The following is an 11,862-nucleotide window of genomic DNA, read 5'->3' as shown; positions in this document are numbered from 1 at the left end:
CGGCCACCGCCGCGTACAAGGGGCAGTGGCCGGGAGGGGCAACGGCCACCGCCGTTGCCTGCGACGACCTCAGTGGTCGTGCGCCTTGTCGTGCGACTTGCTGTGGCCGTTGGACATCAGCTTGTCGGTCCAGGCGATGCCGATCGCCGACAGGATGAACACGCAGTGGATGATGGTCTGCCACAGCACGCCGTCAGGGGTCAGCATCGAGCAGCGGGCGACGCCGATGTTGGCGGCGGCCACGCTCATCTGTTCCGGCGTGCACAGCGGGATGCCATTCAGTGCGCCACTGGCGATGAAGGTCTTCAGCAGGTGGATCGAGGAGATGCCGATGATCGCCATCGCCAGCTTCACCTTCAGCACACTGGCGTTGACGTGGCTCAGCCACTCCGGCTGGTCCGGATGGCCTTCCAGGCGCAGGCGCGAGACGAAGGTCTCGTAGCCGCCGACGATCACCATCACCAGCAGGTTGGAGATCATCACCACGTCGATCAGGCCCAGCACGATCAGCATGATCTGCTGTTCACCCATCGAGGCGGAATGCGAGATCAGGTGCCACAGTTCCTTGCCGAACAGGAACACGTAGACGCACTGCGCCACGATCAGGCCCAGGTACAGCGGCAGCTGCAGCCAGCGTGAGGCGAAGATCAGCGTGGACAACGGGGAGAGCGGCGGGCGGTTTGCACTCATGCGGGGGATGCTGTGTTTCGGGGGAGAGGCGAGGTTACCGGCCCGCCATGACGGTGCCAACCCAACTCTCGCACTAGACTCCAGGTTCCTTTCCGCGCCCCGAGCCGCTGCCATGATCGACCTGTATTACTGGCCCACCCCGAACGGCCACAAAGTGACCCTGCTGTTGGAAGAAACCGGCCTGGAGTACCGCATCCACCCGGTCAACATCGGCTCGGGCGACCAGTTCAAGCCGGAATTCCTCGCCATTTCGCCCAACAACAAGATGCCGGCCATCGTCGACCAGGCCCCGGCCGATGGCGGTGCCCCGCAGAGCGTGTTCGAGTCCGGCGCGATCCTGCTGTACCTGGCCGAGAAGACTGGCCAGTTCCTGCCCAGCGATCCGCGTGGCCGCGTCACCACCCTGGAGTGGTTGTTCTGGCAGATGGCCGGCCTGGGCCCGATGAGCGGCCAGATGGGGCATTTCAATGTGTATGCGCCGGAAAAGATCCCGTATGCGATCGAGCGCTATGACAACGAAGTGCGCCGCCTGCATGGGGTGATGGACAAGCGCTTGGCCGAGCACGCCTTCCTGGCCGGCGACGAGTACACCATCGCCGACATGGCCAGCTACCCGTGGATCGGCGCCTACGACAAGCTGCCGGTGGATTTCGCCGCCTTCCCGAACCTCAAGCGCTGGCACGAGGCCATCGCTGCGCGCCCGGCCACCCAGCGCGCCTATGCCCTGCGCCAGCAGGTGAACCCGAACGCCGGCAAGCCGCTCAGCGACGAAGAGCGCAAGCACCTGTTCGGCCAGCGCTGATCCAGTACGGTGGGTGCCGACCATGGGGCGGCACTCGTCGGCACTCCTTATGGGCAGAAGGTCATGCTGCCTTCCTGCACGGGCTTGGTTAGGATGGGGGACGACCGCCCGGCGCCCGCCGCGGGGCGGACCTGCCGTTTGACGGGATCCTCCATGCGCCACCTGTTCGCTTCGCTCGCCCTCATGCTCGCCACCAGTACCGCCGCCCACGCCGAAAAGCTGACCCTGGAAGCCATCACCGGCCCGCTGCCGCTGTCCGGCCCGACCCTGATGAAGCCCAAGGTGGCGCCGGACGGTTCGCAGGTCAGTTTCCTGCGCGGCAAGGACAGCGACCGCAACCAGCTGGACCTGTGGACCTACGACATCGGCAGCGGCCAGACCCGCCTGCTGGTCGATTCCAAGGTGGTGCTGCCCGGCACCGAGACCCTCAGCGATGAGGAAAAGGCCCGCCGCGAGCGCCAGCGCATCGCCGCGATGACCGGCATCGTCGATTACCAGTGGTCGCCGGACGCGCAGCGCCTGCTGTTCCCGTTGGGCGGCGAACTCTACCTGTACGACCTCAAGCAGCAGGGAGCGGCGGCCGTGCGCCAGCTGACCCACGGTGAAGGCTTCGCCACCGACGCCAAGCTGTCACCCAAGGGCGGCTTCGTCAGCTTCATCCGCGGCCGCAACCTGTGGGTGATCGACCTGGCCAGTGGCAGGCAGCTGCAGCTGACCCGCGACGGCAGCACCACCATCGGCAACGGCGTGGCCGAGTTCGTCGCCGATGAAGAAATGGACCGCCACACCGGCTACTGGTGGGCGCCGGACGATTCGGCCATCGCCTTCGCCCGTATCGACGAGGCACCGGTGCCGGTGCAGAAGCGCTACGAGGTCTACGCCGACCGCACCGATGTGATCGAACAGCGTTACCCGGCCGCCGGCGACGCCAACGTGCGTGTGCAGCTGGGTGTGATCGCACCGGCCGCCGACGCGCAGCCGCGCTGGGTCGACCTGGGCAAGGAACAGGACATCTACCTGGCCCGCGTCGATTGGCGCGATGCGCAGCACCTGAGCTTCCAGCGCCAGTCGCGCGACCAGAAGCAGCTGGACCTGGTGGAAGTGGCACTCGAGTCCAACCGCCAGCGCGTGCTCGCCCACGAGACCAGCCCGACCTGGGTGCCGCTGCACAACAGCCTGCGCTTCCTTGAAGACGGCAGCGTGCTGTGGTCGTCCGAGCGCACCGGTTTCCAGCACCTGTACCGCATCGACAGCAAGGGCAAGTCCACCGCGCTGACCCACGGCAACTGGCCGGTGGACGAGCTGCTGGCGGTCGATGAGAAGGCCGGCAAGGCCTACTTCCGCGCCGGCATCGAGAGCTCGCGAGAAAGCCAGATCTACGCGGTGCCGCTGCAGGGCGGTGAGCCGCAGCGCCTGTCCAAGGCTCCGGGCATGCACAGCGCCAGCTTCGCCCGCAACGCCAGCGTCTATGTGGACAGCTGGTCCAACAGCACCACGCCGCCGCAGATCGAGCTGTTCCGCGCCAATGGCCAGAAGATCGCTACGCTGGTGGAGAACGACCTGGCCGATCCCAAGCATCCGTATGCGCGCTACCGCGATGCGCAGCGCCCGGTCGAGTTCGGCACGTTGATGGCTGCCGACGGCAAGACGCCGCTGAACTACAGCCTGATCAAGCCGGCCGGCTTCGATCCGTCCAAGCGCTACCCGGTGGCCGTGTACGTCTATGGCGGCCCGGCCAGCCAGACCGTCACCGACAGCTGGCCTGGCCGTGGCGACCACCTGTTCAACCAGTACCTGGCCCAGCAGGGCTACGTGGTGTTCTCGCTGGACAACCGCGGCACCCCGCGACGTGGCCGTGACTTCGGTGGCGCGCTGTACGGCAGGCAGGGCACGGTGGAAGTGACCGACCAGCTGCGCGGCGTGACCTGGCTGAAGCAGCAGCCGTGGGTGGACCCGGCGCGCATCGGCGTGCAGGGCTGGTCCAACGGCGGCTACATGACCCTGATGCTGCTGGCCAAGGCATCGAACCAGTACGCCTGTGGCGTGGCCGGCGCGCCGGTCACCGACTGGGGCCTGTATGACAGCCACTACACCGAACGCTACATGGACCTGCCGGCGCGCAACGAAGCGGGGTACCGCGAAGCGCGCGTGCTGACCCATATCGATGGCCTGCGTTCGCCGCTGCTGCTGATCCATGGCATGGCCGATGACAACGTGCTGTTCACCAACTCGACCAGCCTGATGAGCGCGCTGCAGAAGCGTGCGCAGCCATTCGAACTGATGACCTATCCGGGTGCCAAGCATGGCCTCTCCGGTGCCGATGCGCTGCATCGCTACCGTGTGGCCGAAGCCTTCCTGGGACGCTGCCTGAAGCCCTGATGGACAAACGGGAAGGAGCCCGCCGATGACCCTGCCACCGCCGATTCCCACCCATGGCCCCAAGCCCGCCGGCTGGTGGTGCCGTCACTGGCGCTGGGCGATGCCGCTGACCGTGCTGCTGGTGCTGGCCGGGGCCGGCGGTGTGGTGGCCTGGAGCGTGCTGCGCTGGAGCGAGGCGGCACGCGAGAGCCCGCCGATGCGCGAAGCGATGCGCCGCGCGGGGTGCAGCATCGAACTGGTGGAAGCCTTCGGCGAGCCGTTGCGCACCGAATCGATGCCGCTGGGCAGCATGCAGACCGCGCTCAACGGCCAGCGCGATGTCGGCCTGACCGTGGCCCTGGAAGGACCGAACGCGCACGGCAGGCTGTTCGTGAAGGGCACCCGCAGTGACGACGTGTGGGACTACCCGGTGATGTACGTGCTGGGCGAGAACAAGCAGACCTTCGACCTGACCGCGCTGGATGACGATGAAGCCGCGCAGGAATGCGAGCTGCAGGCCTGCCGTGATCGCGGCGAATGCCCGCTGACTGCGGCGTTGTGACCTCCGGCCGATTGTCGCCATCGCGCTGAGCGCGTAAGTTGCGGACAACCCTTTGCTGGAGTGTCCCATGAAGCCGATTGCATTGGCCGTTGCCCTGGCCCTGACCGCCGCCCCGTTGCTGTCCGCACCGCCGGCGCTGGCTGCACCCGCCGCCAAGGCCGCCACCCCGGCCAGCCCGGCCTGGGTCGCCCGCAGCAATGCACTGGCGCAGATCCTGCTTGATGCGCAGGGTCCGTTCCAGCCGGAAGAAACTGGCTTCTTCGGCGTGCCCGGCTACGACGACAAGGTGGCCGATCTCGGCCCGGACAACGGCAAGCGCTACCGCGCCGCGATGGCCAAGGCCCGCGACGAACTGAAGGCGAAGCTGGCCGCTGAGAAGGATCCCAACGTCCGCCAGGACCTGGAGATCATGATCCACGCCGCCAACCAGAACATCGAAGGCAGCGAGCTCAACGAGAAGTACCTGCTGCCGTGGAGCGATGCGCCGCAGACGGTGTTCAGCGGCCTCAACCTGCTGCTGTCCGACCAGGTGCCGGCCGAGCGCCGGGCCAAGGCGATCGACCGCCTCAAGGCCTATGCCGGCCTGCAAGCGGGCGGCACCGCCTTCACCACGCTGGCCCGCCAGCGCTACGAGGAACGCCTGAAGGACAGCAGCCTGCTGCAGCCGACGAAGATCGAAGTGCAGCAGTCGCTGGACAACGTCGAGACCTATATCACCGGTATCGAGTCGCTGCTGAAGAAGTACCAGATCGCCGGTGCCGACGAGGCGATGAAGACCCTGGCCGGGCAGATGAAGGACTACGCTGCCTGGACCCGCAAGGAGGTGCTGCCGAAGGCGCGTACCGACGCACGGCTGCCGGCGCCGTTGTACGCCTACCAGCTCAAGCAGGTCGGCATCGACATCGACCCGAAGCTGCTGATGCAGCGCGCGCAGCTGGAGTTCATGGAAACCCGCTCGGCGATGCAGCAGCTGGCGCCGCTGGTGGTGAAGGACAAGGGCCTGAAGGTGGCCGACCCGAGCGACCCGGTGGCGGTGATCCGCGCGCTGAAGGCCGACAAGATCGCCGACGACCATCTGGAAGGCCACTACCGCAAGGTGATCGATGCTATCGATCCGTTGATCCGCGAGCACGCCATCGTCGACGTGCCCAAGCGCGCGATGCAGATGCGCCTGGGCTCGGCGGCCGAGAGCGCGGCCAGCCCGGCACCGCATTTCCTGCCGGCGCCGCTGGTCAACAACACCGGGCAGCAGGGCACCTTCGTGCTGCCGCTGGGCAACCCGGCCGCGGGCCCGGGTGCGCAGTACGACGACTTCAACTTCGGTGCGGCGGCGTGGACGCTGAGCGCGCATGAAGGCCGCCCCGGCCACGAGCTGCAGTTCACCGCCATGGTCGAGCGCGGCGTGTCGCTGGCACGCACCATGTTCGCGTTCAATTCGGTGAACGTGGAAGGCTGGGCGCTGTATGCCGAAGCCGAGATGGTGCCGTACGAGCCGCTGGACGGGCAGATGATCGCCCTGCAGTTCCGCCTGCTGCGCGCCGCACGCGCGATGCTCGACCCGATGCTCAACCTCGGCCTGACCGACCGTGCCAACGGCGAGCGCGTACTGATGGAGCAGGTCGGCTTGTCCAAGGCGATGGCCACCCAGGAACTGGACCGCTACATGGTGCGCATGCCGGGCCAGGCCGGCAGCTACTTCTACGGCTACACCCGCATCCTGGAGCTGCGCATGCAGACCGAGCTGGCACTGGGTGCGAAGTTCGACCGCCTGGCGTTCAACAACTTCCTGCTCGACCAGGGCCTGCTGCCGCCGGACCAGCTGGCCGATGCGGTGAACAAGGTGTTCGTGCCGACGTACCAGAAGAAATAACGGTAGCGCCGGGCCATGCCCGGCGGCATTTCTCCGCTACGCTCGCCGGGCATGGCCCGGCGCTACCAGCGTTGTCCCGGGAGGGTCAACGCTGCGGCTGAGGTGTGATCACCTGCGTCGGCAGCCGTGCCGGCGGTGCAGGATTCGGTACCCAGATCGCTACGCCGGCGGCGCGCTTCTGCGTGGTCGGAATACCAATGCCGACGCCACCGCCGACATGCGAACCGAACGTGCCGGCACCCACCGACATGCCCACCGGCGAGCCGCTGCTGCCCACGCCCATCAGCACCACGCCATTGGCGCCCAGCGCTGCGGCCTCGCGCTTCAGGCGCGCCACCGCCGCATCGGTCTGGCCCTGCGTACCGAAGCCCACGGCAGACGCCGATTCCAGCTGGGCGATTTCCTGGGAGCCGGCCGGCGGCGTCGAATAGATCTGCACCAGTGCCGGATCGATCGGCGCGCGGGCGCGCCCCAACATGACCTTGGAGGTGCTGGCACAGCCGGCGGCGACCAGCAGGATGGCCGCCAACGCGGCCCAACGGATGTTCATGGCACGACCCCTGTAGGACTGGTTGCGATCATCGGCGGGCCACTCTGAATCGGCGCCAACACCCGGGCCAGAGCACGCACGGCAGCACGCTAGCACGGTGCCGGTGACAGCCCCGCCAACGGCAGTAGGCGGCGACCGCGGGAACGACTATGGTGGACAGACAGGAACCAACTGCGGGAGAGCGGAATGGGTGTGATCAGTCTGTTGTGGGGCGTACTGGCGCTGTTGTGGATGATCCTGGCGCTGATTCCGCTGCTGGGCTGGGGCAACTGGTTCCTGATCCCGTTCGCCGCCGTGGGCGCGGTGATCGCCGCGCTGGGCATCCTGTTCACGCACCCGACCAAGCGCGGCCGGGCTTGGGCCGGGCTGGTGCTGAACGGTATCGTGGTGGTGGTCGGCATCCTGCGCCTGGGCCTGGGTGGCGGCGTGATCTGAGCCGCGTCGCCGGGTGCGACAGGGCGTCGCAGGTGCACGGCCGCGGGCCGGGCAGGGGCGTACAATGAACGGCTGCGCGAGCCCCCCGCGTGCCTGTGAATCCGCGCCCGGCGCGGCTGCCCCATGATCATCCGACCCCGTCCCCACGGCTGGCAACTGCTGTACATCCTGCGCGGCTCGATCGTCAAAGCGATCGCGCCGAAGGTGCTGGCCATCCTGATCCTGTCCATCGCGGTGGCCGCGGTGGTGGAACTGGCGCCGCCGACCGGCATCGAACGCGTTTCCGTCACGCCGTTCACCCTGCTCGGCCTGGTCCTGTCGATCTTCCTCAGCTTCCGCAACAGCGCCTGCTATGACCGCTGGTGGGAAGGCCGCAAGCTGTGGGGCCAGCTGGTCTACGAATCGCGTTCGCTGGCCCGCCAGGTGAACCTGCTGCTGGCCGATGACGCCGGCCGCCGTCGCCGCATCGCCTACCTCACCACCGCGTTCGCCCATGCCCTGGCCGGACGCCTGCGCGGGCGCATCGTGGCGCTGATGGCCCTGCCTTGGCTGGACAAGCGCCAGCGCGAGCAACTCGGGCAGCGCGAGAACGTCCCCGACGCGCTGCTCTCGATGATCGCTGCCGAGCTGGCCCAGGCCCTGCGTGCCGGTGACCTCGACCCGATCCTCTACACCCAGCTGGAAGAGCGCCTGCACGCGATGTCGTCGATCCAGGCGGGCTGCGAGCGCATCCTCACCACGCCGCTGCCGTTCGCCTACACCCTGCTGCTGCACCGCTGCGCGTGGATGTTCTGCGTGCTGCTGCCGTTTGGCCTGGCCAGTTCGCTGGGCTGGGGCACGCCGGTGCTGTCGGCGGTGCTCGCGTATGCCTTCTTCGGCCTGGACCAGCTGGGCGAAGAAATGGAAGACCCGTTCGGCCTGGAGCCGAACGACCTGCCGCTGGACGCGCTGGTGCGCACGATCGAGATCGACCAGCTCGACGCGCTCGGCGAACGCCCGTTGCCCGAACCCCTGCTGCCGCAGGGCTACCTGTTGCAATAGCCACTCCTCGGAGCCTGCCATGTCCCACCCGCTTTATCGCCCGCGCCGCATGCGCCACGATGAGTTCTCGCGCCGCCTGATGCGTGAGAACACGCTGACCACCGACGACCTGATCTACCCGGTGTTCGTGCACGAGCTTGCCGGCCGCACCGCGGTGCCGTCGATGCCGGGCGTGGAGCGCCTGTCGATCGAAGAGCTGCTGAAGGTGGCCGAGGAAGCGCTGGAACTGGGCATTCCGGTGATCGACCTGTTCCCGGTGATCGACCCGTCGCTGAAGTCGCTGGACGCGTCGACGGCGTGGGCCGAGGACGGCCTGGCGCAGCGTGCGATCCGCGCGCTGAAGTCGCGCTTCCCGGAACTGGGAGTGATGACCGACGTGGCGCTGGACCCGTACACCACTCACGGCCAGGACGGCATCATCGATGACAAGGGCTATGTGCTGAACGACATCACTGTCGAAGCACTGGTCAAGCAGTCGGTATCGCATGCCGAGGCCGGTGTGGACATCGTCTCGCCGTCGGACATGATGGACGGCCGCATCGGCGCGATCCGCCGTGCGCTGGATGCCGACAACCACATCAACGTGCGCATCATGGCCTACTCGGCCAAGTACGCTTCGGCGTTCTATGGTCCGTTCCGTGATGCGGTGGGCAGCGCCGCCAGCCTCGGCAAGGCCGACAAGAAGACCTACCAGATGGACCCGGCCAACGGCGACGAGGCCCTGCGCGAGATCGCGCTGGACCTGGAAGAGGGCGCCGACATGGTGATGGTCAAGCCGGGCATGCCCTATCTGGACCTAGTGCGCCGGGTGAAGGAAAAATTCGGTGTGCCGACCTTCGCCTATCAGGTGAGTGGCGAGTACGCGATGATGAAGGCCGCCTTCGCCAACGGCTGGCTGGACGAACGCGCCTGCGTGATGGAGTCGCTGCTGGGCTTCAAGCGGGCCGGCGCCGATGGTGTGCTGACCTATTTCGCGCCGCAGGTGGCGCGATGGCTGCGCGAGCGCTGACAATACCGCCACGATAGACGGAGGACTACGCGATGGGACCCGAACTGGGATGGGTGCAATGGTTGATCTGGGGCATCGGTACGCTGGTGTTCGGGGCCATCATCGTCGGTGTTTTCATCGCGGCCTGGCGGGCCGGCAAGCGCCCGCCGGAACAGTTCTCCGCCGCCCGTCACGTGGCCCGTGAGCAGGCGCTGCCGGACAGCGTGCAGGCCGAGCTGGCCGCGCTGAACCAGCGCAAGGACAACGGCCAGCTGAGCGAGATGGAGTACGAGCAGCAGCGTGCGAAGGTGCTGTCGCGCTGACGGGTGGGTGCCAACGTTGGTTGGCGCTTTCCCGCATGCCAACCAAGGTTGGCATCTACCAGACGGCCCTCCACGCGCGGCGTGGATCTACCGAACGCATCCCGGCACCGCCACCACCTTCGGCACCGCCAACCGGTACACGTCCACGCCCCCGGCACGCGGCGCCTTCGCCGCACTGCTGGCGACCATCATCTCGCCCGGTTTGGCGTTGTCGATCACCGGCGTGCCGGTCCAGCCGCCGGCCTGGTTGAACGACAGCCCCAGCGGCTGCAGCGCCACGCCGCTCCACGCACAGCCGCTGCTCCAGACCTGCGCGGCCGTGCCGCTGCCGCGGCTGAATACCACGGCGCCGTCATGGCCCAGCCAGTCACCGTTGGTCTCGTCGTCGGCGCTGTTCAACGCGCTCAGTGCGCTGGCCGGGCCGCGCAGGCCCCGTGCATCCAGCGTCGCCACGAACAGGTCCCAGCCGGCGCCACGGCCCTGCTGGCGGGCAAACAACAGCTGCTTGCCATCCGCGCTCAGGGCCGGCCCGCGCTCTTCCCGGCGCCCGCCGTCACCGGCCAGCGGCTGCGCCGGGCCCAGCTGGCCGTCGGCGACCAACGCGGCCCGGTACAGCGCCAGCGCGCCCTCGTGGCCGGCCGCGAACAGCAGCCAGCGGCCGTCACGGCTGAAGTAGGGATCGCGGGCCTCGCCAGCCACGCCTACCGGCAGCGCCTGTGCCTGCTGCCAGCGACCGTCCACCACGCGTGCCTCCCACAGGCCCCAGCCGGCCTCGCCACGGCGGGCGAAGACGATGCGCTGGCCATCGGTGCTGATCGTGGCGCGGCCCTCGTCGGCGCGGGTCGAGACCACGCCCATGCCTTCGATGCCGTACTCGTTCAACGCCATCGCCACGGGGGCAGAGAGTAGACTGGCGGCGAGCACCAGCAGGGGCGGGGTGATGCGCATCATCCGGTTCCGTGCACGAAAGAGCATCAGTCTAGCCAGCTTGAGGATTCCATGACCGACCGTTACGCCGTCTTCGGACACCCCGTTGCCCACTCGAAGTCGCCGCAGATCCATGCGACGTTCGGTCGCCAGGAAGGCATCGCCATCGACTACCGTGCGATCGACCTGGCCCCGGATGCGTTCCTGGCCGGCCTGGAGGCCTTCGCTGCCGAGGGCGGTGTCGGTGCCAACGTCACCCTGCCGCACAAGGAAGCCGCGTTCTCGGTGTGCACCACGCTGACCGCGCGCGCGCGCCGTGCCGGCTCGGTCAACACGCTGCTGCGCAAGGGCGACCGCTGGCACGGCGACACCACCGATGGCATCGGCCTGGTGCGTGACCTGACCGACCGCCACGGCCTGGACCTGCGCGGCCGCCGCGTGCTGATGATCGGCGCCGGTGGCTCGGCGCGCAGCGTCGCCCCGGCGCTGCTCGATGCCGGCATCACCGAACTGGTGGTGGTCAACCGCACGCCGGAGCGTGCCGACGAACTGATCGATGCCATGGGTGAACCGGGCCGCGCGATCAGCCGCTACTGGGAAGACCTGCGCGACCTGGGCGACTTCGAGCTGATCGTCAACGCCACCTCGGCCGGTCGCGACCGCGACGTCGAATTCAAGCTGCCGCTGTCACTGGTCAATTCGATGACCACCGCTGTCGACCTGAACTACGGCGAGGCCGCCATCGCCTTCCTGGCCTGGGCCCGTGCGGCGCAGTGCCGCAATACCGTCGACGGCCTGGGCATGCTGGTCGAGCAGGCGGCCGAGAGCTTCCTGCAGTGGCATGGCGTGCGCCCGCAGACCGACGAGGTCTACCAGTCGCTGCGCCAGGGCTCGGCCGTGCTGGCCGGCGAGGACTGACCGATGGACAGCACAACGTTGATGGTGACCGTGCTGAGCATGGTCGGCGTGCGCCTGCCGGTGCTGATCGCGCTGTGCGTAGGTCTGGTCTGGGTGGTGGGCGCGCCGCGCGATGCCACCCGCACCGGTGCGCTGGTCGGCCTGCTGTTGCTGCTGCTGTCCAGCCTGGGGGGCCTGGCGGCGGGCATGCTGCCGATGTGGCTGGTCAGCAGCGGCAACTTCAGCGCCATCTCGGGCATGAGCGCCATCTTCGGCGTGGTGCACTTCGCGCTGGCGATGGTCGAGGCCATCGGTGTGGTGCTGCTGGTGTGGGCGCTGGTGCGCCTGCTGCGTACCCGCACGATCCCGGCGGCCTGACCGGTCGCGCCGGGCCATGTCCGGCGTATCTGGCCCTTGAG

The 11,862-nt window shown here is 68.0% G+C and carries 13 protein-coding genes; 10 read left to right on the top strand and 3 right to left on the bottom strand.

Annotated elements, in window-relative coordinates:
• Nucleotides 1-69: 69 nt before the first annotated feature.
• Nucleotides 70-690: a TIGR00645 family protein gene (locus CCR98_RS19895; RefSeq protein ID WP_087923945.1), complete on the bottom strand. Its 621-nt coding sequence runs from the start codon at nucleotides 688-690 to the stop codon at nucleotides 70-72.
• Nucleotides 691-802: 112 nt separating this feature from the next.
• Here CCR98_RS19895 and CCR98_RS19890 point away from each other — a divergent pair, with 112 nt between their 5' ends.
• The 4 genes from CCR98_RS19890 to CCR98_RS19875 all read left to right on the top strand — a co-directional run bounded on the left by CCR98_RS19890 (nucleotide 803) and on the right by CCR98_RS19875 (nucleotide 6,282).
• Nucleotides 803-1,492: a glutathione binding-like protein gene (locus CCR98_RS19890; RefSeq protein ID WP_087923944.1), complete on the top strand. Its 690-nt coding sequence runs from the start codon at nucleotides 803-805 to the stop codon at nucleotides 1,490-1,492.
• Nucleotides 1,493-1,645: 153 nt separating this feature from the next.
• Nucleotides 1,646-3,871, top strand: a complete 2,226-nt coding sequence (locus tag CCR98_RS19885; protein ID WP_087923943.1) for a S9 family peptidase — start codon at nucleotides 1,646-1,648, stop codon at nucleotides 3,869-3,871.
• A 25-nt stretch (nucleotides 3,872-3,896) separates the two neighbouring features.
• Nucleotides 3,897-4,412: a cytochrome c oxidase assembly factor Coa1 family protein gene (locus tag CCR98_RS19880; protein ID WP_087923942.1), complete on the top strand. Its 516-nt coding sequence runs from the start codon at nucleotides 3,897-3,899 to the stop codon at nucleotides 4,410-4,412.
• A 67-nt stretch (nucleotides 4,413-4,479) separates the two neighbouring features.
• Nucleotides 4,480-6,282, top strand: a complete 1,803-nt coding sequence (locus CCR98_RS19875; RefSeq protein WP_087923941.1) for a DUF885 domain-containing protein — start codon at nucleotides 4,480-4,482, stop codon at nucleotides 6,280-6,282.
• Between the two features lie 85 nt (nucleotides 6,283-6,367).
• Here CCR98_RS19875 and CCR98_RS19870 read toward each other — a convergent pair whose 3' ends face one another.
• Complete coding sequence (locus CCR98_RS19870) at nucleotides 6,368-6,832, bottom strand: hypothetical protein (protein WP_014038879.1); 465 nt, start codon at nucleotides 6,830-6,832, stop codon at nucleotides 6,368-6,370.
• Between the two features lie 186 nt (nucleotides 6,833-7,018).
• Between CCR98_RS19870 and CCR98_RS19865 the strand changes: the two genes are divergently transcribed.
• The 4 genes from CCR98_RS19865 (at nucleotide 7,019) to CCR98_RS19850 (ending at nucleotide 9,619) form a co-directional block, all read left to right on the top strand.
• Nucleotides 7,019-7,267, top strand: a complete 249-nt coding sequence (locus CCR98_RS19865; RefSeq protein ID WP_005420185.1) for a hypothetical protein — start codon at nucleotides 7,019-7,021, stop codon at nucleotides 7,265-7,267.
• A 123-nt stretch (nucleotides 7,268-7,390) separates the two neighbouring features.
• Nucleotides 7,391-8,308, top strand: a complete 918-nt coding sequence (locus CCR98_RS19860) for a bestrophin family ion channel (RefSeq protein ID WP_087923940.1) — start codon at nucleotides 7,391-7,393, stop codon at nucleotides 8,306-8,308.
• 19 nt (nucleotides 8,309-8,327) lie between these two features.
• Nucleotides 8,328-9,317 carry a porphobilinogen synthase gene (gene hemB / locus CCR98_RS19855; RefSeq protein ID WP_087923939.1) on the top strand — a complete coding sequence of 330 codons (990 nt, stop codon included), beginning with the start codon at nucleotides 8,328-8,330 and terminating at the stop codon, nucleotides 9,315-9,317.
• A 32-nt stretch (nucleotides 9,318-9,349) separates the two neighbouring features.
• Nucleotides 9,350-9,619, top strand: a complete 270-nt coding sequence (locus tag CCR98_RS19850) for a hypothetical protein (protein ID WP_087923938.1) — start codon at nucleotides 9,350-9,352, stop codon at nucleotides 9,617-9,619.
• 87 nt (nucleotides 9,620-9,706) lie between these two features.
• Here CCR98_RS19850 and CCR98_RS19845 read toward each other — a convergent pair whose 3' ends face one another.
• A complete protein-coding gene (locus tag CCR98_RS19845; protein WP_087923937.1) occupies nucleotides 9,707-10,570 on the bottom strand; it encodes a PD40 domain-containing protein in 864 nt (287 codons plus the stop codon).
• Nucleotides 10,571-10,618: 48 nt separating this feature from the next.
• Here CCR98_RS19845 and aroE point away from each other — a divergent pair, with 48 nt between their 5' ends.
• Both aroE and CCR98_RS19835 read left to right on the top strand, forming a co-directional pair.
• A complete protein-coding gene (aroE, locus tag CCR98_RS19840) occupies nucleotides 10,619-11,464 on the top strand; it encodes a shikimate dehydrogenase (protein ID WP_087923936.1) in 846 nt (281 codons plus the stop codon).
• Between the two features lie 3 nt (nucleotides 11,465-11,467).
• A complete protein-coding gene (locus tag CCR98_RS19835) occupies nucleotides 11,468-11,821 on the top strand; it encodes a hypothetical protein (protein ID WP_087923935.1) in 354 nt (117 codons plus the stop codon).
• The last annotated feature ends 41 nt before the right edge of the window (nucleotides 11,822-11,862 follow it).

Origin of the sequence: Stenotrophomonas sp. WZN-1 (assembly GCF_002192255.1) — a bacterium.
GTDB lineage: Bacteria > Pseudomonadota > Gammaproteobacteria > Xanthomonadales > Xanthomonadaceae > Stenotrophomonas.
The sequence above is the reverse complement of the archived record's forward strand: the minus strand, read 5'-3'. Positions and strand labels throughout refer to the sequence as shown.